At 63.4% G+C, this 24,153-nt stretch carries 24 protein-coding genes and 1 pseudogene; 9 read left to right on the top strand and 16 right to left on the bottom strand.

All coding sequences use genetic code 11. From position 1 onward, the window contains the following. Positions 1-34: 34 nt before the first annotated feature. A complete protein-coding gene (locus tag NKI61_RS07065) occupies positions 35-1,138 on the bottom strand; it encodes a saccharopine dehydrogenase family protein (RefSeq protein ID WP_023742032.1) in 1,104 nt (367 codons plus the stop codon). A 150-nt stretch (positions 1,139-1,288) separates the two neighbouring features. Here NKI61_RS07065 and NKI61_RS07060 point away from each other — a divergent pair, with 150 nt between their 5' ends. After that, the gene (locus NKI61_RS07060) at positions 1,289-1,717 is read left to right on the top strand and encodes an Lrp/AsnC family transcriptional regulator (RefSeq protein ID WP_023742033.1); all 429 of its coding nucleotides are present in this window, start codon (positions 1,289-1,291) and stop codon (positions 1,715-1,717) included. 178 nt (positions 1,718-1,895) lie between these two features. Here the strand turns inward: NKI61_RS07060 and NKI61_RS07055 are convergent, their stop codons facing one another. From NKI61_RS07055 to NKI61_RS07035, 5 genes are all read right to left on the bottom strand, one after another. Continuing rightward, the gene (locus NKI61_RS07055; protein WP_352839081.1) at positions 1,896-3,929 is read right to left on the bottom strand and encodes an aldo/keto reductase; all 2,034 of its coding nucleotides are present in this window, start codon (positions 3,927-3,929) and stop codon (positions 1,896-1,898) included. A 29-nt stretch (positions 3,930-3,958) separates the two neighbouring features. Continuing rightward, positions 3,959-5,038: an ABC transporter ATP-binding protein gene (locus NKI61_RS07050; protein ID WP_352839080.1), complete on the bottom strand. Its 1,080-nt coding sequence runs from the start codon at positions 5,036-5,038 to the stop codon at positions 3,959-3,961. A 12-nt stretch (positions 5,039-5,050) separates the two neighbouring features. Next, positions 5,051-5,887, bottom strand: coding sequence for a carbohydrate ABC transporter permease (locus NKI61_RS07045; protein WP_023672164.1), 837 nt, complete (start codon positions 5,885-5,887; stop codon positions 5,051-5,053). Further along, positions 5,884-6,744: a carbohydrate ABC transporter permease gene (locus NKI61_RS07040; RefSeq protein ID WP_352839079.1), complete on the bottom strand. Its 861-nt coding sequence runs from the start codon at positions 6,742-6,744 to the stop codon at positions 5,884-5,886. Before NKI61_RS07040 ends, NKI61_RS07045 begins: the two co-directional genes overlap by 4 nt. A gap of 285 nt (positions 6,745-7,029) precedes the next feature. Further along, on the bottom strand, positions 7,030-8,298 hold the full coding sequence (locus NKI61_RS07035; RefSeq protein WP_352839078.1) for an ABC transporter substrate-binding protein: 1,269 nt from the start codon (positions 8,296-8,298) through the stop codon (positions 7,030-7,032). A gap of 106 nt (positions 8,299-8,404) precedes the next feature. On the opposite strand from NKI61_RS07035, the gene NKI61_RS07030 reads away from it, so the two are divergent. Next, positions 8,405-9,274: a helix-turn-helix domain-containing protein gene (locus tag NKI61_RS07030; RefSeq protein WP_023730312.1), complete on the top strand. Its 870-nt coding sequence runs from the start codon at positions 8,405-8,407 to the stop codon at positions 9,272-9,274. Positions 9,275-9,513: 239 nt separating this feature from the next. Here NKI61_RS07030 and NKI61_RS07025 read toward each other — a convergent pair whose 3' ends face one another. The 5 genes from NKI61_RS07025 to NKI61_RS07005 form a co-directional block, all read right to left on the bottom strand. Further along, entirely contained in the window at positions 9,514-10,902 is a 1,389-nt protein-coding gene (locus NKI61_RS07025) for a HAMP domain-containing sensor histidine kinase (RefSeq protein WP_352839077.1), read from the bottom strand. 56 nt (positions 10,903-10,958) lie between these two features. Further along, positions 10,959-11,630, bottom strand: coding sequence for a winged helix-turn-helix domain-containing protein (locus NKI61_RS07020; protein WP_023740151.1), 672 nt, complete (start codon positions 11,628-11,630; stop codon positions 10,959-10,961). Between the two features lie 120 nt (positions 11,631-11,750). Then, a complete protein-coding gene (locus tag NKI61_RS07015) occupies positions 11,751-12,371 on the bottom strand; it encodes a cytochrome b (protein WP_352839076.1) in 621 nt (206 codons plus the stop codon). Next, positions 12,372-13,172 carry a COG4705 family protein gene (locus tag NKI61_RS07010; RefSeq protein ID WP_352839075.1) on the bottom strand — a complete coding sequence of 267 codons (801 nt, stop codon included), beginning with the start codon at positions 13,170-13,172 and terminating at the stop codon, positions 12,372-12,374. A gap of 64 nt (positions 13,173-13,236) precedes the next feature. Beyond that, positions 13,237-13,494: a hypothetical protein gene (locus NKI61_RS07005; protein ID WP_352460938.1), complete on the bottom strand. Its 258-nt coding sequence runs from the start codon at positions 13,492-13,494 to the stop codon at positions 13,237-13,239. A gap of 229 nt (positions 13,495-13,723) precedes the next feature. Between NKI61_RS07005 and NKI61_RS07000 the strand changes: the two genes are divergently transcribed. Then, positions 13,724-14,356, top strand: a complete 633-nt coding sequence (locus NKI61_RS07000; protein ID WP_352839074.1) for a methyltransferase family protein — start codon at positions 13,724-13,726, stop codon at positions 14,354-14,356. Here the strand turns inward: NKI61_RS07000 and NKI61_RS06995 are convergent. Further along, entirely contained in the window at positions 14,350-14,565 is a 216-nt protein-coding gene (locus NKI61_RS06995; RefSeq protein ID WP_023672157.1) for a hypothetical protein, read from the bottom strand. The genes NKI61_RS07000 and NKI61_RS06995 overlap by 7 nt on opposite strands. Beyond that, a complete protein-coding gene (locus NKI61_RS06990) occupies positions 14,562-15,317 on the bottom strand; it encodes a COG4280 domain-containing protein (protein WP_023706786.1) in 756 nt (251 codons plus the stop codon). Before NKI61_RS06990 ends, NKI61_RS06995 begins: the two co-directional genes overlap by 4 nt. Before the next feature lie 59 nt (positions 15,318-15,376). Between NKI61_RS06990 and NKI61_RS06985 the strand changes: the two are divergent. After that, positions 15,377-15,563, top strand: a pseudogene (locus NKI61_RS06985) (ABC transporter permease); the annotation flags it as partial. Between the two features lie 90 nt (positions 15,564-15,653). Next, complete coding sequence (locus NKI61_RS06980) at positions 15,654-16,655, top strand: LacI family DNA-binding transcriptional regulator (RefSeq protein ID WP_352839073.1); 1,002 nt, start codon at positions 15,654-15,656, stop codon at positions 16,653-16,655. A 6-nt stretch (positions 16,656-16,661) separates the two neighbouring features. On the opposite strand, the gene ocd is transcribed toward NKI61_RS06980, so the two are convergent. Both ocd and rocF read right to left on the bottom strand, forming a co-directional pair. Next, a complete protein-coding gene (gene ocd, locus NKI61_RS06975; protein WP_352839072.1) occupies positions 16,662-17,723 on the bottom strand; it encodes an ornithine cyclodeaminase in 1,062 nt (353 codons plus the stop codon). After that, entirely contained in the window at positions 17,720-18,655 is a 936-nt protein-coding gene (gene rocF, locus NKI61_RS06970; RefSeq protein WP_023831909.1) for an arginase, read from the bottom strand. The genes ocd and rocF overlap by 4 nt, the downstream gene beginning before the upstream one ends. A 146-nt stretch (positions 18,656-18,801) precedes the next feature. Between rocF and NKI61_RS06965 the strand changes: the two genes are divergently transcribed. From NKI61_RS06965 to NKI61_RS06950, 4 genes are all read left to right on the top strand, one after another. Further along, positions 18,802-19,242, top strand: a complete 441-nt coding sequence (locus NKI61_RS06965; protein WP_023685065.1) for an Lrp/AsnC family transcriptional regulator — start codon at positions 18,802-18,804, stop codon at positions 19,240-19,242. A 590-nt stretch (positions 19,243-19,832) separates the two neighbouring features. Further along, positions 19,833-21,047 (top strand): glycosyltransferase family protein, encoded by a 1,215-nt coding sequence (locus NKI61_RS06960; RefSeq protein WP_023740146.1) that lies wholly within the window; start codon positions 19,833-19,835, stop codon positions 21,045-21,047. A 1-nt stretch (position 21,048) separates the two neighbouring features. After that, entirely contained in the window at positions 21,049-22,293 is a 1,245-nt protein-coding gene (locus NKI61_RS06955; RefSeq protein WP_023827410.1) for a glycosyltransferase, read from the top strand. After that, on the top strand, positions 22,290-23,438 hold the full coding sequence (locus NKI61_RS06950) for a glycosyltransferase family protein (RefSeq protein ID WP_023824401.1): 1,149 nt from the start codon (positions 22,290-22,292) through the stop codon (positions 23,436-23,438). Before NKI61_RS06955 ends, NKI61_RS06950 begins: the two co-directional genes overlap by 4 nt. Here NKI61_RS06950 and NKI61_RS06945 read toward each other — a convergent pair. Beyond that, complete coding sequence (locus NKI61_RS06945; RefSeq protein WP_081731654.1) at positions 23,416-24,087, bottom strand: class I SAM-dependent methyltransferase; 672 nt, start codon at positions 24,085-24,087, stop codon at positions 23,416-23,418. The genes NKI61_RS06950 and NKI61_RS06945 overlap by 23 nt on opposite strands. Positions 24,088-24,153: the final 66 nt, after the last annotated feature.

Here is a 24,153-nt window from a genome sequence, read left to right as displayed (position 1 = left end):
ACTTCACCCTCCCCACAAGGGAGGGTGAAGTAGCTCAGCTCGCCAGGCGGCTCACCATCTCGTGCTGCGCATAAGCGCGCCCAAAACGATTGGCGAGAAACGCATCCAGCGCGATGTCTTCCTGCTTGACGAAACCGGTCGCCGGCAAGGTGCCGTCGGCCAGCATGTCGAGCACGGCGCAGATGCCGGAGGCGGTGGTGATCTGGATTGCGCTGCGCACCTGGTTGCCGATGCGCTGCGAATAGATCTTGTTGGCGTAGGTTTCCTGCAGCAGGCGGCCATTGCGGCGGCCCGAGACGGTGACGAAGACGATGACCACATCCTGCAGCGTTGCCGGCAGGGCGCTCTCGAAGATATCCTTCAGCACGTCGCGGCGGTGGCGCAGGCCGAGATCGTTGAGCAGCGCCTTCATGATCGCCGCGTGGCCGGGATAGCGGATGGTGCGGTAGTTCAGCGTGCGCACCTTGCCCTTCAGCGTCTCGGCCAGCGTGCCGAGACCGCCGGAGGTGTTGAAGGCCTCATAGGTGACGCCGTCGAGCGAGAACTCTTCGCGCTCCTCCAGCGGCGGCACCTCGATCAGCTCGCCCTCGACGATCGCCTCGCAGGGTTCGCAATATTCGTTGATGACGCCGTCGGTGCTCCAGGTCAGATTGTAGTTCAGCGCATTGGACGGGTATTGCGGCAGCGCGCCGACGCGCATGCGAACGCTTTCCAGCGTGTCGAAGCGGCTGGCGAGATCATTGGCGACGATCGAGATGAAGCCCGGCGCCAGGCCGCATTGCGGAATGAAGGCGCTGTTGCCCGACTTGGCCAGCTCCTTGACGCGGCGGGTGGAGACGACATCCTCGGTCAAATCGAGATAGTGCACGCCGGTGGCGGCGGCCGCTTCGGCGATGCGCGTGGTCAAATGGAAGGGGGCGGCGCTCAGCACGGCGAAGGCGCCGGCAAGGGCGGCCTCGAGTGCGCCCGGCGCTGCGATATCGAGCTCCAGCCCCTCGACGCCGGCGGGAAGTTCGGCCGCGGCAAACTGTGCCGCCGCGCGGTCGACAACGGTGACGTGGTAGTCGCCGCTGTCGGCGAGCATGCCTGCAATGGTCGAGCCGATCTTGCCGGCGCCGACGACGATGATTTTCTTCATGACCTTGCCCCTCGTGAAAACTCTTTGGCCCAGACCGCCGCGCGGTGGACGCGATGCCTTCAAGAATCGCAGCTTGCCTGTCGAAAGGAAGCGTGGGATCGTTCGAAATGAACCCTGCAATTGAACGATACGCCGACGAGGTTCGTCGAAATGCTCAGTGACGCCGAACAAAAACTGCTTTCCCTGCTGCAAGCCAATGCCCGCGCGTCGACCACTGAGCTGGCGCGCCAGCTCGGCGTTTCGCGCACGACAGTGCAGAGCCGGATCGAGCGGCTGGAACAGCGCGGCATCATCACCGGCTATGGCGTGCGGATGGCGCCGGACTACGAGCAGGGGCTTGTGCGGGCGCATGTGCTGCTCACCGTCACGCCCAAGCTCGCCGACAAGGTGGTGCGGGCGCTGCAGGCGCTGCCGCCGGTACGGACGCTGCACTCGGTGAGCGGCAATTTCGACATGATCGTCATCGTCGACGCGCCGTCGATCAGGGATCTGGATGCGTTGCTGGACGAGATCGGGGCGATGGACGGGGTCGAGCGGACGTCGTCGTCGATTATTTTGTCGACACGGATCGATCGGTAGGTGGAACGCATGAGCCGCTAATCTCCCCCGTGCGGGGGAGATGGCCGGCAGGCCAGAGGGGGTCGGTTCGACTGGGCTCGGCCTACCTGCCGCTGCAGAAGGAGGTTAGCGCTCCACGCGAGGCGACCCCCTCTGTCGCCTTCGGCGACATCTCCCCCTCAAGGGGGGAGATTAGCTGCTAAGCCCGCCGCCTTTCCGGCCCGCTATCCAGCCACGCCACATCCTCCGCCGACAGCTTGATATCCAGCGCCTTCAAACTGTCCTCCAACTCGTCCAGCGTGCGCGGGCCGATCAACGGCACCGACGGAAAAGGCTGCGCCAGCACATAGGCGAGCGCGATGTGGATCGGACTTTTGCCCAGGCGCTGCGCCAGCTCGATGGCGCGGTCGCGGCGGCCGAAATTTTTCTCGGAATACCAGACCCGCACCAGCTCCTCATTGTCCTGCTTGTCGCGGCCGGCGCGGTCGGTGAAGAAGCCGCGGCCCTGGCTCGACCAGGCGAAGTTGGGCATCTGCCTTTTCGTCAGCCAGGATTTCCAGTCGTCGGTGGACGAGGTGATGCAGCCGGCCCAGATCGGTTCCAGCATCTCGGCCAGCGAGAAATTGTTGGAGAGCACGCCGGGCTTCTGCTTGCCGGTGCGCTCGGCATAGGCAATCGCCTCGTCCATGCGCGCCATCGTCCAGTTCGAGCCGCCGAACGGGCCACGGATGCGGCCGGCCTTGACCTCGGCGTCCATCGCATCGACGAATTCGCCGACCGGCACATCCGGGTTGTCGCGGTGCATGAAATAGAGGTCGACATGGTCGGTCTGCAGCCGGTCCAACGACTGGGCGAGCTGCTTGCCGATGACATCGGGATAGCAGAGCGGCGAGTGGGCGCCCTTGGCGATAATCACCGACTGCTCGCGCACGCCGCGATTCCTGAGCCACTGGCCAAGCAGCGTTTCGGTGTAGCCGGCGCCGTAGACATAGCCGGTATCGAACAGATTGCCGCCGGTCTCGAAGAAGGCGTCGAGCAGGATTGCGCCCGACGAGAAGGTGCGGAAATCCTCGAAGCCGAGCGCCACCACGGAGGCCGGCTTCGACAGGCCCGGAATCTTGCGCTTGCCAATGGCCGTGCCGCCGGTGCGCAGCGGCCGGCCCGAAATGGTGTTGGTTCGCTTAGCCGGCTTTTCGATCTCATATTCCAGCCCAACGGCGGCGCGCCATTTGTCGAGCACACGCAGCGTGCCCAGACTGTCGGCCCAGGCCATGCCTGGCCAGGCGAACTCTTGTTTCCCGGCCAGGATCGCCTCGCCGGCGGCGTCGACCTCGAAGGAATAGAGATGGCGGGTTTCGTTGAGGCTGATGGTCTCGCGCGTGTCGTCGGCGAGAATTACATCGATCCGGCCAGGGCCGCCATCGCGGTAGGCGCCGCCGGCGAACCAGAAATCCGGCACCTCGATGCGGCCCTTGGTGCCGAGGATGCGCAGGACATTGTCCTGTTTGAGCGAGATGCTGCAGGATACCTCGGCAACGATACCACCGGGAAAATGCAGCAGCGCCGAGGCCCATTCGTCGACGCCGGACTTGCCGAGATGGGCGGTGCCGACGACCTTGTCCGGCTCGGCAAAGGGTTTGCCTGTGGCAGCGCCCGCGATCAGCCGCACCATGGAGACGGGATAGCCGCCGACGTCGAGAATGCCGCCACCGGCGAGATCGTTGGAATAGAGCCGGTGCTCGGGCATGAAGCCGGGCATGGCGAAGCCGAAGCTCGACTTGATCAGCCTGACATCGCCGATGACGCCCGACTGGATCACCTCGACCAGCTTCGCCGTCTGCGGGTGCAGGCGGTACATGAAGGCTTCGCCGAGGAAGGTGCCGGCCTTGCGCGCGGCATGGATCATGGCGTCGGCCTCGAAGGCGGTCAGCGCCAGCGGCTTTTCGCACAGCACATGCTTGCCGGCTTCCGCCGCCTTGATTGCCCATTCGGCATGGCCGGGATGCGGGATGGCGATATAGACGGCGTCGACCTCGGGGTCAGCGAGCAGCGCGTCGTAACCGTCGAGGATGCGGGCGCCGGGAAACGTCTCGGCCAGGCCTGCCTTGCCGGGATTGCGGGCGCCGAGCGCCACGATCGTGCCGGTGCGCGAGCCTGCCACGCCGCGGGCGAACGCTTTGGCGATGTCGCCAGGCCCGAGTATCCCCCAGCGGATGGGCGCGGTTGCAGTCATGGTCATTCTCCTTGCAAGGCTGGAAGCGCTCAGCGCAGCCGCTGGCCGTTTTCGTCGAACAGATAGGATTTGCGGATGGACACGGTGATCTCCTGGGTGTCGGGGACCTTTGCCGCGTCGCGCTGGATCACCAGGTCTTCGCCATGGGCGGTCCTGGCATAGATGAAGCTGGTGCCGCCGAGATGCTCGACCACGTCGATGCCGACGGTGAGGTCGGCGTCGCCTTCGCCGCCATTGCCGAAATGTTCGGGCCGCACGCCGACAATGACCTTGGCTCCTGTTTGCGGCACGGCGCCGGTCAACGGTTGCATAATGCGGGTCATTTCCTCGCCCACCAGCTCGACGGTGACGCTGCTCATGTTGCGCCCGACGACGCGGCCCTTGACGAAATTCATCTTCGGCGAGCCTACAAAGCCGGCGACGAACTGGTTGTCGGGATTGTCGTAGAGATCGAGCGGCCTGCCGATCTGCTCGACATGGCCACCGCGCAGCACGACGATCCGGTCGGCCAGCGTCATCGCCTCGGTCTGGTCGTGGGTGACATAGATCATCGTTGTGCCGAGTTCCTTGTGCAGGCGCGAGATCTCGACCCGCATCTGGACGCGCAGCTCGGCGTCGAGATTGCTCAACGGCTCGTCGAACAGGAAGACTTGCGGTTCGCGCACGATGGCGCGGCCAATGGCGACGCGTTGGCGCTGGCCGCCGGACAATTGCCTCGGCCGCCGCGCCATCAACTCTGTGATGCGCAGAATTTCGGAGGCCCGCTTCACCCGCCGCTCGGTGTCCTCCTTGGGGTTGCCGGTCATCCTGAGACCAAAGCTCAGATTCTGCTCCACGCTCATGTGCGGGTAGAGCGCGTAGGACTGGAACACCATGGCGATGCCGCGCTCGGCCGGCTCGACATCGTTCATCACCTTGCCGCCAATGGCGATCTCGCCGCCGCTGATATCCTCCAGCCCGGCGATCATCCTGAGCAGCGTCGATTTTCCACAACCCGACGGGCCGACAAAGACGACGAACTCGCCATCGGCGATATCGATGTTGGCGCCATGGATGATCTCATAGACGCCGAAGCGTTTTACGACATTGGTGAGGGTGACTGCCGCCATATCGCTCTAGTCCTACTTGACGGCGCCGGCGGCGATGCCCGCGATGAAATGGCGCTGCAGCAGCACGAAGACGACCAGCATCGGTACGGTCAGCATGACGGCGCCGGCCATGATGCCGCCCCATGAGACCTTGGTCAGGCCGATCAGCGTGCCGAGCGCCACAGGGGCCGTCATGGCGCCGGGCTGGCTGTTGATCAAAAGCGGCCAGAGATAATTGTTCCACGAGGCGAGGAACAGAATGATGGCGAGCGCCGCCAGCATCGGCCGCGCCAGCGGCAAAGCGACGAACAGGAAGATACGCCATTCCTTGACGCCTTCGACTCGCGCGGCGTCGAAGAGGTCGGCCGGCATCATCGAGAAAGCCTGGCGCATGAACAGCACGCCCAGCGAATTGAACAAGGGTGGCACGATCAACGCAATCCAGGTGTTGGCGAGCTGGAAGTCGCGCGCCACCATGATGAATTGCGGGATCAGCACCACCGCATAGGGCAGCGTGATGGTGCCGAGGATGATCGCCACCACCGCGCCCTTGCCGAAGAACTGATAGCGGGCGAGCGCCCAGCCGGCCATCGAGGTCAGCAGCACCGAGAAGAAGGTGTAGGTCACCGCCACCGCCACCGAAATGCCGATGGCGCCGACGAAATTGGTGTCGCGCTGCAGGTTGTTGAAATTGTCGACGAAATTGCCGTGCGGCAGAAGCTCGATGCCGGGGCTGAAAATGCCGTTGTCGGGCATGGTCGAAAACACCACCATCATCCATAGCGGAAACAGCCAGATCACCGCCAGCGGCGTCAGGACCAGATGCAGCAGGACGCTGCGGCCGAGCCGGCGTTGCGACAGCGAACTCATTTCGGCTCTCTTGTCAGCCACAGCTGCACCAGCGTGATGGCGATTGCCAAGCCCGCCATGGTGTAGGCGACGGCCGAGGCGTAGCCGAAATTGAGCGAGCGAAAACCCTGGCGGTAGAGCAGCAGGCCAAGCGTCTCGGTGCCGCCGCCGGGGCCGCCGCGCTCGGTGATCAGGAACGGCTCGGTGAACAGCTGCATGGTGCCGATGATCGACAGCACGGCGCAAAACACGATGACCGGCTTGAGCAGCGGCAGCGTTATGTAGAAGAACTGCTTGAGCTTGCTGACGCGGTCGAGCGTCGCTGCTTCATGGACGTCCTCGGGGATCGACTGCAGGCCGGCGAGCAGGATGATGGCGTTGTAGCCGGCCCAGCGCCAGGTTACCGCGATCATGATCAGCGCCATGGCCGGTGTGACGTTGGAGAACCAGTCGATCTTGGCCAGGCCGACGCCGGCGAGGAGCTTGTTGATGATGCCGAAATCCAGGTTGAACATCAGCCGGAACACGGCGGAATAGGCGACCTCGCCGACCACCACCGGAGCGAAGAAGGCAAAGCGGTAGAGGCCACGTGCTTTCAGCAGCGGCGAGTTCAGCAGCACCGCCATGATGATCGCCAGCGAGATCATCACCGGCACCTGGATGACAAGGATGAGCAGCGTGTTCTTCAGCGCGTTGAAGAAAGCGGGGTCGCCGATCAGGCGGCCCCAGTTGAACGTCGGCGCAAAGCGCCAGGGCACCGTGCGCGTCGCCTGGAAGGAAATCATGAACGAGGAGATGATCGGCCACACCCAGAAGATGGCAAAGATCAGAAGGTAGGGCGTAAGGAAGCGATAGGCCGTGGCGTTCTGGTAGCGCATGGTTTCCTCCTCCTTCCTCTTTCCCGGTTGATATCCGGCGTGTTGTTAGCCGGCGTCAATTATCAGGGCTTGGCGCCGCCCCTCATCCCCTGCCGGGACCTTCTCCCCGTATAGTGACGGGGAGAAGGGGCTTGTTGGGACACCGCCGGCGATTGGCGAACTGTTGGGCGAGAGCGTCCCCTCTCCGTCACTATACGGGGAGAGGATGCCGGCAGGCAGGTGAGGGGCAGCGCCAACGGTCCGGCAAATTGCCCTATATCTGGCCCGCCAACATCTCCGCCTTCGTCACTTTACCGGCAATCCAGTCGCCGCCGCGATCTGGCTGGCGGCGTCGTCGAGGGCGGCCTTGGCATCGGGATAGCCGCCGCCGAGATATTTGGTCTGCACGGCGCGCATGATGATTTCGGCGTCGCTCTGGAACGGCGTGCCGCGGCTCGGCACCACCTTGGGCAGCGTGGCGAGAATGTCCTTCCACACTGCCTGGCCGCCCCAATAGGGGAGGCCTTGCGAGACATAGGGATCGTCGAGCGCCGAGATCAGTGACGGCACCAGGCCGAAATCCCTGAGCATGGTGATCTGGCCGTCATTGGTCTCGAGCGTGTATTTCAGATAGGCGTAGGCGGCCTCCTTGTTCTTCGAGGCCGAGGTGATGGCGAGCGACGAGCCGCCGAGATTGGCGGCGCGCGGGCCGTCGGCGGTCAGGCTCGGCATCAGATAGACACCCCATTTGCCGTTTTCGCCGGCCGATTCGGTGCGGATGGTGCCCTCATACCAGCCGCCATAGACCTGGGTGGCGACGGTCCCGGCGGTGTTGTTGGTGATCTTGGTGCCCCAGTCGGCCGACGAGATGATGCCGGCGTCCTTCATGTCCTTGATCTTGGCCAGCGTGTCGACGCATTTCGGCTGGTTGACGGTGATCGACTGCCCATCGGCGGCGAAATAGCCGCAGCCCTGTTCGTTGGAAATCATGCGGAAGAATTCGGTGTCGCCGTTGAAATCGGCATTGGTCATGGTGACGCCGGGATTGGCGGCCTGGACCTTCTTGCCGGCGGCGATGAAATCGTCCCAGGTCTTGATCGAGGCCGGATCGACGCCAGCCTTCTCGTAGAAGTCGCGGCGGTAGAAGGCGGCGACTGGGCCGGAATCCCACGGCATGGCATAGGCCTTGTCGCCGACCTCCAGTTCGGTGCGCTTGAAATCCGGGAATTTCTTCTGGTCGTCGGCGGTGTAGCCCAGCGTGTGCAAATCGACGAAGCAATCGGGGAACTGGCTCCAGTAGTTCTCGGCCTCGCCGTTTTCGATCGAGACGATATCGGGCAGGCCGACGCCGCCGGCCGCACAGCCGGCGATCGACTTGTCATAGGTCGGCTGGTTGCCGAGATCCTGAACGGTGACCTTGACGTCGGGATGCTGTTTGTTGAAGCCGGCCACCGTCGCCTTCAGCGACGAAGCGGCGATATTCCAGCTCCAGATCGTGATTTCGCCGGACTGCGCCAAAGCTGGGGCTGAGCCCAGGCCAAGCGCCAGCGCGGCACAGATCAGTGTCGTGCGCATTGAAATCCTCCCATTTCATTTGCTCTCTCTTCGCGAGCATGGCTAGACTAGGCGGCGCGGAAGGCTTGTCCCTGACAACGGGAATAAAAGATGGGCGGAAAGTAAGATGCCGGAACGGCCGTTTTACCAGCCTGGCGCCAGCAGCGTCGAAGGCCTGCCGATGGCTTTGCAGATGTTTCACAACCATCCGCTGGTGATGCTGAAGCCGCATTGGCATGCCCAGGTCGAGGTCAATTTCATCGTCCGCGGCAGCGTGCATTACCGCATGAACGAGCACGAGATTTCGCTGTCGGCCGGCGACATGTGCCTGTTCTGGGGCGGGCTGCCGCACCAGATGGACGATCTCTCCGACGACGCCATCTATGCCGGCGCGCATCTGCCGCTGGTGCATTTCTTCCGCCTGCATCTGCCGACGGATGTCCGCCACCGGCTGATGACCGGCGCCACGCTGGTGACATCGGCGACCGACCAGGCCGACCATCACAATTTCGAACGCTGGAACCGCTATTTCCGCTCGGGCGATCCGGCGATAACCGAGCACGCCGTGAACGAGCTGCTGCTGCGGTTGGAGCGGGTGCGCTTCGAGCCCTACCGGCTGGTGCCGGAAACCGCCATCGGCCAGGAACCCGGCGGCCCGTTCGACCAGCAATCGCTGCGCAATGTCGGGCGCATGTGCGACTTCATCGCCGAGAATTTCCTCTACGACATAGACTGCGTCGACATTGCCGCTGCCGCCGACATCCACCCCAAATACGCCATGAGCATTTTCAAGAAATCGACCGGCATGACGCTCAACGAATATATGAATCTGCTGCGGCTGAGCTACGCGCAGGCGCTGCTGATGCATGAAGACGCCAATGTGCTGCGCGTCGCCATGGATTCAGGCTTTGGCTCGCTCAGCGCCTTCAACAAATCCTTCCGCAAGCTGGCAGGGATGTCGCCCTCGGATTTTCGCCGGGGTGCGGTGGGCCGATAGGTTCAACGGTGATCTTGATCAACCCGCAGCCGTTCCGGGTGGAAACATGTGCAAGGCTAATCGCGACCGCCTTTGTCGGATGCTATCATCAACTTGGAGAAAGTTGTCAGCGACTTCGCGTTTCATGAGCGCCTTCCCCCACTCCGTCGCTGCTTCGCAGCGCCACCTCTCCCCCGTCGATCGGGGGAGAGGTGTCGAGCGAAGCTCGACGGAGTGGGGTCGACCTGGCCCTGGCGTTGTCATTTCAAGCCGGGACCGGTGCCCTCCGCCCGAGGAAACCCGACAATTACCGCCAGCCCAGGCCGGCGATCCTCCAGCGCAATAGTTGCACCATGCAGGTCGGCGATGGCCCGCACCAGGCTGAGGCCAAGGCCGCTGCCGGGCGTGGTGCGGCTGGAGTCCAGCCGGTAGAGCCGCTGGAACACTTTCTCGCGCTCCTGCGCCGGGATGCCGGGGCCATTGTCGGCGACCTCAGCCAGAATGCGGTCGCCTTGCCGCCGCACCGATAGAAGGATTGCCGTGCCATCGGGGCAATGCCGCAGCGCGTTCTCAACCAGATTGGCAAACAATTGCGTCAGCAGGTCGCGGTCGCCGTGGACCAGGCATGGGGTGCCGTGGACGATCGTGGCCGACAGCGACTTGCCGTCATCCTCGGCGACACCGGCGTAGATTTCGGCAATGGCATCGATGACGCCGGTGAGGTCGAGATCGACAAAGCGCGCCTTGCGGGCGCCGGCCTCGATCTGGGCAATACGCAACAGCGCATCGAAAGTATCGTTGATCTGCAGGCTTTCCCCACCTGCCTCCGCCAGCTCATCGGCAACGGCCTCACCCCGCGCGGTCCTGTCGGCCGCAGCTTCCAAAATCATCTGCAGCCGGTTGAGCGGCGTCTTCAGATCATGCGCGATGTCGGCGCTGACCTGGCGCATGCCGTCCACCAGCGCCGCCAGCCGCTCCAGCGCGGCGTTGACCTGGCGCGAGACGCCGTCAATGTCGTCGCCATTGCCGAGCAGTGGAATGCGGGCGTCGAGCCGGCCGTTGGAGACATCGTCCATGGTGGCGGCTATGCCGTCGAGGCGGCGCTGCACGCGCGACGCCAGCAGGGCGCCGCCGGCCACCCCAAGGCCGGAAATGATCAGGGTGGCCCAACCGAAGCTCATCAGCACGATGTTTTCCAACGCCCTTATCTCAGTCAGCGAGAAGGCCACGGTCAGGCTGTTCGGCCCGACCGAACCGGACCAGGCGCGGTACATGGTGCCGGGCGTCACATCGGGCAGGGACGCTGCAAAATCCGAAAAGCCATCGGGAAGGTCGGCGGCGGTGAAATTCCCGGCCAGGCGATTGCCGGCGGGATCGGTGAGCGAGAACAGCTGTTCCTTGCTCGGGCTGAGCGCGGCGTGGCTGTCGACTGCCGAAACCAGATCCTCCCGGTCGTTTCCGGCATAGGTCACCGCCACGACCGAATAGGTCTCCTTGACCGACTGGTCGAGCTGCTCGGCAAGATCCGCGCTCATCAGCTGGTAGACGATGGCGCCTGACAGGATGAAGGCGAGCACGAACAGCAAGGCGAAGGTCAGGGCCAGCCGAAACGGCGTGCTGCGCAGCAGGCGAGAGCCTGTCTCAGTCATAGTGCGTTTCAGTCATGGCAAGCTTCAGTCATGGCAAGTTTCTGTCATGCCGCGCCTCAGTCGTGAACACTGTAGCCAGTGTTGCGCACGGTGTGGATCAACGTGGTTTCGAACGGCCTGTCGATCTTGGCGCGCAGCCGGCTGATATGGGTTTCGACGACGCTGGTCTTGGGGTCGAAGTGAAAATCCCAGACCCGTTCCAGAAGCATGGTGCGGGTGATGACGCGGCCCTCGCCGCGCATCAGCACTTCGAGCAGGCTGAATTCGCGCGGCTGCAGGTCGATCGCCTGGCCCTGCCTGGTGACGCGGCGCTGGATCAGGTCCATTTCGAGGTCTGCGATGCGCAGCGTCGTCTTCAGCTCCTGCACCGCAGGGCGACGGCCGAGCGCGTTGATGCGGGCGAGCAGTTCGGAAAAGGCGAATGGCTTGACGAGATAGTCGTCGCCGCCGGCCTCAAGCCCTTCAACCCTGTCGTCGACGCCGCCGACCGAGGTCAGAAAGATCGCCGGCGTGCGCACGCCCGCCGCCCGCACCGCCTTGATCATCGACAGGCCGTCGAGGCCGGGCAGCATGCGGTCGACGACGATCACGTCATAGGCGTCGCGTGTCGCGGCAAACAGCGCGTCATGCCCGTCGCGCAGCAGATCGCAGACATGCCCGGCTTCGCTCAGGCCCTTGACGACATAGTCTGCGGTCCTGGGGTCATCCTCAACAAGGAGAAGTCGCATCTCTGTTCCGGTCTGTTGCCGAGGCTTTGCCAGAGCGGCATGCTAGCACCGGCGGCGGTCCGTTCCTAGAATATCCGCCGGCGCCTGGTCGCTCGTGGTCGTTGCACATGTCCATAAGTGTCATCCGACCGGATCGCGCGCAGGGACAAGCATCCTGCGCAGCACGGCGTCTTTCAGAATAAAATGATGGAAGAGTGCCGCACCGGCATGAATGCAGATCAGAACGATGAATACCGGCTTTGCCCAAGTATGGACATCGCCCATCCAGCTCCAAACATAAAAGGCCAGAAGCCCGGAAACAGGAGCGGCAACGAGAAGGCCATAGAACAGCGCATGCGTTGTGCGTGAGGCGAAAGCCATCCATTTCGGCATTGTGGATTGCGGCTTGGGCGCACCGATGAAGAGGCGGACGGCCAGTCGCACGAACACCAGCAACAGGATCGCCAGGCCGACCCAGTAATGGGCGGGCCCCATGGTCTGCCCGTAGGACGACAGTTGGCGTCTGTCCGCTGCCGCATCGACATAGATTGTCATGTTTTCGCCGAACAGGAGCTGGAACAGGACAAGCGCCGCTATCATCCAATGCAGGCTAATTTGGAGGCCGCTATAACCGGATTTCCTGGAGTTCATTCTTCCGTCCATGAGGTGAGCGCGATAGCTGCCCAGGGCGACCCACGGCAGGGATCCATTGACGTTTTGGCGCGTTCTCGTCGCGTCAGGCGGGCGTGCAGGTGCTTGCATCTACTCCGATTCAAGCAGGATTTTGTCGGCCTCGCCGGTGCCCTTCTTCAGACTCATATAGAGAACGAGGGCGACGATGCAGCCCAGGAAGATCATGCTGGTGAAGGTGGTGCCGAAGCCGAGGCCGCCATATTCGACCGGCTGCGACAGCAGGTCGCCGAACGAGGCGCCAAGCGGTCGCGTCAGGATGTAGGCCAGCCAGAAGGCGAGGATGGCGTCGATGCCGAAGGCGAAATAGCCGAGGGCGATGAAGACGATGACCGCGCCGAACAAGAAGCCAGTCGTGAGATAGCCAATGTCGAACGTCTCGGCGACAAGGTCGCCGGCCGCGGTGCCGAGCGAAAAGGTGAACAGGATCGCCAGCCAGTAGAAGATCTCGCGCCTGGTGGTGACGATCGTATGGATGGAGAGCGTTCTTTCGCTGGCGTACCAGACCGCGAATGTCGCGGCGAGCAAGACCGTGAAGGCAATCGTGGTGGTTTGCAGACGGACGCCCAAATTGTCGACCAGATTGTCGGTGATCAAGGTGCCGACGACGCTGATCAGCACCACCGCCAGCCAATAGGCCCATGGCACATAACGCTTCTGCGCGAATTGCAGCGCCAGCGCGACGACAAGGATGCCGGTCATGATCAGCGAGGTGACGGTCAGTCCGAAGCCAAGATTGACGGCCAGATAGTCGGCCGCCGTCTCGCCCATGGTGACCGCCAAAAGCTTGATCAGCCAGAATTCGACGGTGACATCAGGGACCCTGTTGGGTGATGCCAGTGCGGCGGGTGCAGTGCTTGCAGACAAGCGCATGATGGGATCCTTGTCGTTTCGCGGGGACGGGCCTATTCCCCGGTACGTGCGGCGAGGCTTGGCCTTACTTCCCCATGATCTTCATGGCCTGAGCGAAGAAGTCGTCGGCGCGCTTGTCGTCGTCGGCATTGCAGCGCTCGACGCCTTTGGCCTCGAGATCGGATACTTTGGTCTTGTCCGCGGCGCTCAGCGCCGCCAAGGCTTCCGCCGCGCGCAGGTCCTTCAGAGCGTCTTCGCAAAGCGTCGCAGCGGAAGCGGCTGAAAAAACCGGGTTGGCGATGGCAATGGCGCAGAGCGAGAAAGCGAGGGCTAGCTTTTTCATGCTGGTGTTCCTGTCTTGCGCCGGTATCCAGGCGGTGATGAAACGATGTCCGGCAGGTCGGCCGGCACAAGGACTATGGGCAGGCGACCTCGCCGCAATCTGTCCGCCCGCTTACAAATTCGTAAGAATGGCTGAAATTCCTGCCGGTTGCCTCGCCATCGCCGCACGGAAGCGCTAGTGGGTGGCGAGACACCGGCGCTATGAGCCCTGCCGGAGAGCAGGAACTATGATGAGCTACGCTCCCCCCAAGCCGGCAGCGAAGGCGTTCGACCAGCACAAGCGCCTGCTCGTCATACAAGTGGCGGCAGCCCTCGCCGTCATGCTGTTGCTGTTCACCAAGCCCTTTCTCGTCGAAGGCTCGGACGGGCACGAATACATTGAGGCGCTGGGCATCGGCTTCGTGCTGGTCTGCTTCCTTGGCCGTCTGTGGAGCATTCTCTATGTCGGCGGCAGGAAGAACGACGAGCTGGTCACCATCGGCCCGTTCTCGATGAGCCGGAACCCGCTCTACTTCTTTTCCACGGTCGGCGCGGCGGGCGTCGGGTTGATGTACGGCTCGGTGCTGGTGGCGGCGGCGCTGGCTCTGGTGAGCTACCTGTTGTTCCGGGTGACGGCGCGCAAGGAAGCCGAGTTCCTGTTTGGAAAGTTCGGCCCCGCCTACAGCGTCTATGCCGAACGCACGCCGCCTTTCTGGCCGAACCCGCTGCTGTTTCACGATCAAGCCGAACGCCGGTTCTCGACAAAGGCGTTGCGGCGGACATTCACGGACGGGCTCTATTTCCTGGCGCTGTTCCCGGCCATCGAGACGATTGAGCAGTTGCGGATCAGCGGCATGCTGCCGGTGTTTTTCACCCTCTACTGACCGGAGCGCCGTGCCGCGCGGCGCACGCTGTAGAGCAGGATGACGAGGCAGCCGGGCAGAAGCAGGACGCCGCCGGCAAGCGGCGGCAACGCCAGCAGCTTCACTGCCGCGGCAATCGCCACGATCAACAGCAGCGCCAACGTCGCAAGGCTGCCGTCGTCGATGAACATGCCGACGAGCTCCTTTAGAATGAGGCGGACGACGTTCATCGAGCAACTCCTTGTGCAGCCTTGGGGTAGCTGGCGCGCAACCAGCGCACCATGGCGAAGCACGCGACGGCGATGATTGCGAAGATGGCCAGCAGCGCCAGATCGGCGCCCGGCCAGTCGGTGCCCAGGCCTTCGCCGGTCCAGAAAATGCCGAAGCTTGTCAACATCAGGCCGACGGCGAATTTGAGCGCGTTTTCCGGCACCCGCGTCAGCGGCCTGTGCACCGCAAGGCCGATGATCGTTACCAGGATGAAGGCCGCCAACGCGCCAAGGCTGGCATAGAAGGTCTGTGCATGCGCGGCGCCGACGGCAATGACGATGAACACCACCTCGACACCTTCGAGCAGCACCGCCTTGAAGGCCGCGAGCCCGGCCAGATAATCGGCGCGGCGGTCATTGGCCTGCTGCTGCAAAGCGGCGGTTTCCTTTGAAAAGGCGGCGTCCTCGTCATGCAGGGCGATGACGCCGACACTGCGCAAAATGGCCTTTCTCAACCAGCGCATGCCAAACAGGACCAGGAGCACGCCGACGACGAACTGCAGCACCGCAATGGGAATCAGCGCCAGCAGCGGTCCGAAGGCCAGCACCAGAGCCGCCAGCACCGCCAGCGCCAGCGCCGCGCCTGTCAGCGCTGGCCGCCAGCTGCGGGTGACGCCGACCGCCAGCACGATGGTGAAGGCCTCGACCACTTCGACGAAGGAGGCAAGGAACGAGGCGGTCACGGTGGAAAGTATGGGCGTCAGGCCGTTCATGAAGGTTTCCTGTCTGCGGGAATCACTAGCCTGAGAAGGATACAGCGCTCCGGCGGAAGGGAGAACGCGCCGGCATCGTCGCCATGGTCTATCTGTTGCGTCAACATCGGTGGCCCGGTCGCCGGCGTTCGCTACGAGCTGCTCGGCGTCGGCGACAATTTCAAGCCGATCGTGCTAGGCCTTGTCATTGTGCTCGCCGTCATTCTGGATGCCTATCGGGAAAAGCTGTTGAGGGTGATCCGATAAAGCGCGTCGCGCTTTTTGGTTTTTGTTTTATGGATGTCATTTTCCCAGATCCGCCGGACACTCCGGGCGACATGCACTAGGGGACAAGAAATGACGACGATTGCCGATGTCGCGCGCCATGCCGGAGTGTCGGTCGCAACCGTCTCGCATGTGATGAACCGCACGCGCCATGTCGAGCCTGAGACGGCCGAGCGCGTGCATTCGGCCATCGCCGCCTTGCGCTACAGCCCGAACACGCTGGCGCGCAGCCTGAGGCGCGGCGAGACCAAGACCATCGGCCTGCTGCTGCCGGACAATTCCAACCCGTTCTTCGCCGGCGTGGCGCGCCAGATCGAGGATGCCGGCTTCCTTGCCGGCTATACTGTGATCCTGTGCAACTCCGACGGCAGCGCCGAGAAGGAGGAGCGCTACCTCCAGGTGCTGATGGCCAAGCAGATCGACGGGCTGATCTTCGCCGGCTCGTCGGATCATGCGCGGGTGTTCTCCAGCCTTCTGCCCGGCGTGCCGGCGGTGCTGATCGACCGCGAGATCCATTCGGTCAATGTCGATTCCGTGCTGGTCGATCACGATCATGGCGGCTATCTCGCCGGCCGCTATCTGGCCGGGCTCGGCCACGAGAAGATCGGCGTCATCGGCGGCCCGCGCGATTCCAGCTCCAGCCCCGCCCGCCTGCGCGGCTTCGCCAGGGCGCTGCAGGAAGCCGGCCTCGACCTGCCGCCGGCCTCGGTGGTGGATTCCGACTATCACTTCGCCGGCGGCCGCACGGCGATGGAGCGGCTGATGGCGCAGGAGCCGGGGATCACGGCGCTGTTTGCCTGTAACGATCTGATGGCCATGGGGGCGCTGACAGTGCTGCGCGGGCGCGGATTGCGGGTCCCAGGCGACATGTCGATGATCGGCTTCGACGACATACCCTATGCCGTCACCACCTGGCCGCCGCTGACGACGATCGCACAGCCGGTCGAGAAGATCGGCACCCGCGCCGTCAGCCTGCTGCTCGAGCGGGTTGCCGAGCCGGCGGCGCATTCGCGCCGCGAAGTGCTCACCCCGGTGCTCGTCGAACGGGAGAGCTGCGCGCCGTTGAGCGGCTGAAGTCCCTCAGGCGGCGGCCGGCTGCAGCGCTGCCCTGAGCAGCATGCCGAAGAGGTCGCGCGGCTCGTCGGGATCGGCGAGCAGGTCGAGTTCCTCGTACAGGCCGGTGGCCTGAAGCTGGTCTCTGACATAGCGCAGCGCGGAAAAATCCTCGGTGGCGAAGCCGACGGAATCGAACAGGGTGATCTGTTCGGCCGTCTTGCGGCCTTCCGCCTTACCGGTCATCACCTGCCACAACTCGGTCACCGGATGGTCGGCGTGGAGCTGCTGGATTTCGCCCTCGATGCGCGTCTGCGGCGGGAACTCGACGAAGATGTCGGAGCGCAAAAGGATGTCGCGGTGCAGTTCCGTCTTGCCGGGGCAGTCGCCACCGACCGCGTTGATGTGCACGCCGGAACCGACCATGTTGTCGGTGAGGATGGTGGCGGACAGCTTGTCGGCGGTCACCGTGGTGATGATGTCGACTCCTTCCACAGCATCCTGGCCCGTTGTGCAGATGGTGACGTCAAAGCCTTTGCCGGCGAGGTTGCGGGCGCATTTTTCCGAAGCGGAACGGTCGATGTCGTAGAGCCGCAGCCGGTCGATGCCGAGCAGCGCTTTGAAGGCGACAGCCTGGAACTCGGACTGGGCGCCATTGCCGATGATGGCCATCGAGCGCGCGCCCCTGGGCGCCAGATATTTGGCAGCGACCGCGGAGGTGGCCGCGGTGCGCAGCGCCGTCAGGATCGTCATTTCGGTGAGCAGCATCGGATAGCCGGAGCCGACATCGGCGAGCACGCCGAAGGCGGTGACGGTCTGGCGCCCCTCGCGCATGTTCTTGGGATGGCCGTTGACATATTTGAAGCCGTATAGCCGGCCGTCGCTGGTCGGCATCAGCTCGATGACGCCGTCATGGCTGTGCGAGGCGATGCGCGGCGTCTTGTCGAACAGCTCCCAGCGGCGAAAATCCTCCTCGATATAGGCGGCGAGTTCGGTGAGGAACCGCTCGACGCCGATGGTCAGCACCAGCTTCATCATGCGGTCGACGCTGACGAAGGGGACGATGGCAAGGCGGGAAGGCTGGGTCATGCAATGCTTCCGGAATGGCTGCGGGTCGGGCGGTCCATGATGCGGCGGCCCATCAGGCTGGCGGCGAGGTCGACCATCAGAGTGGCGGTGCGGCCGCGCTCGTCGAGGAACGGGTTGAGCTCGACCAGATCAAGGCTGGAGACCAGGCCGCTGTCGGACAGCATCTCCATCACCAGATGCGCCTCGCGGAAGGTGGCGCCGCCGGGCACGGTGGTGCCGACGGCCGGCGCGATGGAGGGGTCGAGGAAGTCGACGTCGAGGCTGACATGCAGCAGGCCGTTTTCCTTTTCGACGATGGCCAGGAAGGCGCGCAGCAAAGGTGCGACGCCGTGCTCGTCAATGGTGCGCATGTCGTGCACGGTCACGCCCGCTTCGCTCAGCGCCCGGCGCTCCGCCGGATCGACGCTGCGCAGGCCCATGACGCAGATGTGGGCGGGATCGACGGCGACGGGCAGGTCGGGGAAATAACCGTTGAAGCCCGGCCGGCCGCTGGCATAGGCGAGCGGCACGCCGTGCAGATTGCCGCTGACGGTGGTATCGAGCGTGTGGAAATCCGGATGCGCATCGAGCCACAGCACGAAGAGCGGCCGGTCGCGTTCGGCCGCCCGGCGGGCTATGCCCGACATCGTGCCGGCCGATATCGCGTGGTCGCCGCCAAGGAAGATCGGCATGGCGTCCCGCGAAGCCGCATAGGCGGTCTCGGCAATTGCCGCCGTCCAGGCGGAAATCTCCGGCAGGGCCTTCAGCGCGAGATTGCCATGGACGAGTGCGCGCACTGCGGCCGGTTGCACCGCGCCCCAGTCCTCGACCTGATGGCCGAGTTCCGACAGCACCGAGACAAGCCCGGCCGTGCGCAGCGCGCTTGGCCCCATCTCGCATCCCATCCTGCCGGCGCCGTCCTGTACCGGCGCGCCAACGATCCTGCAGCGCATGGTTTTTGGTGTCCTTGCAAATTGATTGGGCAATTGATGCGTGGAATGAACCATCCTGGACCGGCAGTTTGAACAGGCGAAATTGGCATTTCGAGAAGAATGATTTATCATTCCGATAAGTCGCTTCGGTCAAAGTGGATAGAATCATGGACTTGCTTGACGAAAGGCTGGTCACGCTGCTCAGGCATGATGCCCGGCGCAGCATCTCCGATCTCGCGGTCGATCTCGGGGTGTCGCGCGCCACGGTCAGGGCGCGCATGGAGCGGCTGGAAAAAACGGGCGAGATCATCGGCTACACGGTGGTGCTGCGCGCCGACGCGGTCGACCAGCGGATACGCGGCGTGATGATGATCGAGATCGAGGGCCATGCTGCCGACCGCGTGGTCCGGGCGCTCGGCGGCCTCGCCGAGGTTTCGACCATTCACACCACCAATGGCCGCTGGGACCTGGTGGTCGAACTCGGAACGGCGTCGCTCACCGATTTCGACGCGGTGCTTAGGCGGATACGGCTCATCCCGGGGATAACCGGCAGCGAGACAAGTCTGCTGCTGGCAACGCCGAGGACGACAAGGGCAAGGTTGGCGTAGCCGTCCTTTCGGCCGGCGTGTTCACGCAAAGCTTTGTGACGGATCTGGCGAATGGGTCGCCTGGCTGACGAATCTCATTGGGGCCGCACCTATCCTCCACATGACGGAGGAAGCCGGCATGACGCGAGATTGCACCAGCTTCAACGGTGCAAGGACCCGACGCTTGCCACAGGCCAAGGCTGATGGCAGGATAGAAGGCCGCAACGTGCGGCCTCTGGCGGCCGTTGTGTTTCGATGGATTATGAAGCATTTTCCCAAGGTGCGGGTTCTCCTCACAATGTGCGGCAGCCTCGTTTCGCCTTGGTCGCCCTTGATTTTTCGCAATGTGCGCTTTGCCTGCCTCAGGCCGCAGGGCATTTAATTCCACGGGGTCAAGCCTCATGACAGAGATTTGTGCTCGGGCCGTCTATCGTCGGCGAAGACAAGGCATGGCGCCACAATCAGCGCCCCTGGCATTCGTGACCTGGTGAAGAATGCCGTTGCGTACCTCTCGCCCCCATGTTTCAAAACAGGTCGATAGACCCGCGAGAATGGTTTCGAAGCCTGCGGGGTTGCCCACGGTCCGGCGAGAATTCTAAAAGACGTTCACAATGACACAGCACGCAAAAGACGCACGAATTCTCATGTACAGCCACGACACGTTCGGGCTCGGCCATTTGCAGCGTTGCCGAACGATCGCTCATTCGCTGGTCGGGGATTTCCGCGGACTTCAGGTGCTAATCATTTCGGGTGCGACCATCGCCGGCGCCTTCGACTACCGCGCCCGCGTCGACTTCGTGAAGATCCCCAGCGTCATCAAGCTACGCAACGGCGAATACACCTCGCTGGAAAAGGACATCGATCTGCATGAGACGCTCAGGATGCGGCAGTCGATTATTCGCCACACAGCCGAGAGCTTCCGGCCGGATATTTTCATCGTTGACAAGGAACCGCTGGGGCTGCGCGGAGAGATCGAGGATACGCTGTCCTACCTCAAGACGCGGGGCACCACGCTCGTGCTTGGCCTGCGCGAGGTGATGGACGCGCCGCATTTGCTCGAAGCGGAGTGGGCACGCAGGGATGTGATGCGCAAGATCGGCCTGTTCTACGACAAGGTCTGGGTCTATGGCCCGCCGGATTTCCACGATCCGTTGACCGGCCTGGACGTGCCGCCGGCGGTCAGGGCAAAGATGAAGTTCGTCGGTTTCCTGCAACGGAGCCTGCAGCAGAACCAGTTGCCCGGCCACCGGCCCGAGGGCGACTATATCCTGGTTACCACCGGTGGCGGTGGTGACGGCGCCGACCTGATCCACAACGTCATCGAGGCCTATCAGCAGGATCCGCGATTGCAGCACAGGGCGCTGATCGTGCTTGGGCCCTACATGCCGGCGCGCAAGCGCAACAAGCTGGTCAGGAAAGGGGCCAAGATCCCCTATGTCAAGATCATCGAATTCGACAACCGCATGGAAGAACTGATTGCCGGCGCCAAGGCGGTGGTGGCGATGGGCGGTTACAACACCTATTGCGAGATATTGTCTTTCGACAAGCCGGCGCTGATCGTGCCGCGCGTCACGCCGCGCGAGGAACAGCTGATCCGGGCACGGCGCGCAGCCGAACTCGGCCTCATCGAGATGCTTTTGCCTGAGGAAGCCGAGGATGCCCAGCGGTTTGCCGATGCGCTGCAGGTTTTGCCGGGCCGGCCCCGCCCATCGCAGAGCAATGCGCATCTGACTCTGGAAGGGCTGCCTCATATTTCCGAAATCGTCGCGGAACTGCTCGACCGGCGGGCCGGCCATCACCTTTCGGTCATTGAAGGCATGAACTGAGTTGCAACACCGCAAGATCGTCGTGGTTCTGAAGGGCTATCCGCGGCTGTCGGAAACCTTCATCGCGCAGGAATTGCTCGGTCTGGAGCGTGCGGGGTTCGACCTGATACTTTTCGCGCTCAGGCGGCCGACCGACGCAAAACGTCATCCCGTGCATGACGAGATCAAGGCCCCCGTCCATTATCTGCCGGAATATCTGCACAGAGAGCCGCTGCGCGTGGTTCGATCGCTGTTTGCCTGCCTGCCGCGGCCTGGCTTTTGGCGCGCGCTCAAATCGCTCGCTGCCGATATCCGCCGCGACTTTACCCGCAATCGCGCGCGGCGCTTCGGGCAAGCGCTGGTGCTGGCGGCCGAATGGCCGCAAGATGCCGGATGGCTGCATGCCCATTTCGCGCACACGCCGGCATCGGTGACGCGCTATGCCAGCCAGCTTCGTGGCTTGCCCTGGAGCTGCTCAGCCCATGCCAAGGACATCTGGACGTCGGCGGACTGGGATCTGGCCGGCAAGCTTTCCTCGGCGCGCTGGACGGTCACGTGCACGAAAACCGGCTTCGACCATCTGAAAAAACTCGCCAACGGCAGTTCGTCCGTGCATCTGAGCTATCATGGGCTCGACCTTGACCGCTTCGGCAGTTTCGGCGAGGCGCGAAAACAGCGTGACGGCTCGGCGCCGGCCGAACCGGTCATGATCTTGAGTGTCGGACGCGCCGTTGAAAAGAAGGGCTATGATACGTTGCTGGAGGCTCTTGCCCTCTTGCCTGGCGATCTGGCGTGGTGTTTCGAGCATATCGGTGGCGGCGAGGAACTGAAACGGCTGAAGGCGCTGGCGCAAAGGCTCGGGCTGGAGGGGCGCGTCTCCTGGAAAGGCGCGCTGGCGCAGGAGGAGGTGCTTGAGCACTACCGCAGCGCCGACATTTTCGCTTTGGCCTGCAGGATCACCGCGGATGGCGACCGGGACGGCCTGCCGAATGTTCTGGTGGAGGCGGCCAGCCAGCGGCTTGCCTGCGTGTCGACCGATATTTCCGGCGTGCCGGAGCTTTTGTCGTCGGATGAAACCGGGCTGCTGATTCCCTCGGAAAACCCGACTGCCCTGGCACAGGCGCTGGAGCGCCTGATCCGCGATCCCGTCCTCCGCGCCCGTCTCGGCGACGCCGCGGAGCGGCGCGTGCGAAGCAATTTCGATCATGTGGCAGGCATTGGACAGCTCAAGGAACTGTTCGAGCGGGAGTGGCGGGCCGCCGAATGAAGCGGCTGCGCGCTTTCTTCTATGTTCAGCACCTGCTCGGCATCGGCCATCTCGCGCGCGCCAGCCGCATTGCGGCGGCTCTGGTCGATGACGGGTTCGACGTCACCGTCGTGACCGGCGGAGCGCCGATCGCGGGATTTCCGGGATCGGGTGTAAAATCCGTGACCCTGCCGCCTGTCACCTCCGGTGACGAAGGATTTTCCGGACTTGTCGACCTGCAGGGCAAAGCCATCGACGATGATTTCAAGACGCGGCGCTCAGAGATGCTGCTGCAGGCTTTCCGGGATTACAGGCCCGACATCGTCATTATCGAGGCGTTTCCCTTTGGACGCCGGCAGATGCGTTTCGAACTCTTGCCACTGATCGAGGCCATCGAAGCGACATCGCCCAGACCGCTGCTGGCGGCGTCCGTCCGCGACATCCTTCAGGAGCGCGTGAAGCCGAGCCGAAACGAAGAAACGGTCGATATCGTCAACAGGCATTTCGATCTTGTCATGGTCCATGGCGATCCGGCTTTCGCAACCATCGACAAGACATTTCCGCTGGCTGGGGCGATCAGGGCCGAGGTCGCCTACACCGGGCTCGTTGCCGCGCCGCCGGCGCAAGCGGCCTCAGAGCGCTTCGACGTTCTGGTGTCGGTTGGCGGCGGGGCGGCCGGAAAGAGCCTTGTCAGATCCACCGTCGCGGCGGCGCGAAGTGCCGATAACGCCTGGACATGGTGTTTGATCACCGGCCCAAACCTGCCGAAGGACGAGTTTGACGCGATTTCACGCGATGCCTCCCCACGCCTGTCCATCTTCCGGTTCCGCGGGGATTTCGCCAGCCTGCTGACCGGCGCCCGCCTGTCGGTCTCGCAGGCGGGTTACAACACGGTCTGCGATGTCATGCGCGCGGGGTGTCGCTCGCTGCTCGTTCCATTTGCAGCCGGCGGGGAAACCGAGCAGACGCGTCGCGCTCTGATGCTCGAAGAGCTCGGTCTTGCAACGGTGCTGACGGAACAGGACCTGACGCCTGAAGGTCTGGCGCATGCGATCGAGCAGGCGCTTGCCGGACCGCCGCCAGCCGCGCATCGTCTCGATCTGGAAGGGGCGCGGCGCTCGGCGCAAATCCTGCGCGAGCGCTTCAAACAGCTCCGATCAGCATGAAGCGTGTATAATTTTTTGTCGGCAATTCGCCGGAGAACCTGATCTGCCGCAGCGCCGCCATGGCTTCGAAGGCCGCAAGTGACGCCACGCAGTTGATGTGCGTCGGCTCGCTGAAATAATCGTTCGACTGCAGCAGCACGTTCGTACCCCGCGGAAGCAGGGCAAGCCAGGCGCTGAGATCGGCTATGTGTTCGCAGCTCGTATTGACCACCAGGTCAGGCCCGCCGGCGGCATAGTCGAGTGTGTACATATCTGCCGTCAGCGCTTGAAACCGCTCGCCGGCTTGCCGGTTGAGTGTCCGGGCGACCGCGCCGACTTCGGGATCGATGTCGATGCTGTCGATCGCCGCGATGTCGAAGCGGGCGTCGTTGAAAAGCATCGCCGGCAATACGCCGTACCATCCACCCAGAACCCATATGCGTTCGAACCGGCCGCCGTCGCTTTCGAACAGCCTGTCGAGCGCCCACATCTTGCAGGCGACCTGCTTGTGGTTGAAGGCATTGGCGATATCGGCCTGCGGATGCTTGGCGATGACGCGCGCCAGCCCGGCCACGAGAGGGTGGTCGACATAGGCGGCAATTCCCCGCGTGAGGTCCAGGGCTTGCTCATGCCCACCCATGCCGGCATTGCGTGGTTGCGTGACATCCATCATATTCGTCTTCTATGTTGGGATTTCCGGCGACACAACGCAATCTTGCCTCTTGCCTGTTCGACT

The organism is Mesorhizobium sp. M0514, from assembly GCF_040321145.1.
Lineage (GTDB): Bacteria > Pseudomonadota > Alphaproteobacteria > Rhizobiales > Rhizobiaceae > Mesorhizobium.
Note: the sequence above shows the minus strand (reverse complement) of the source record. Positions and strands in the feature narration are given on the sequence as shown.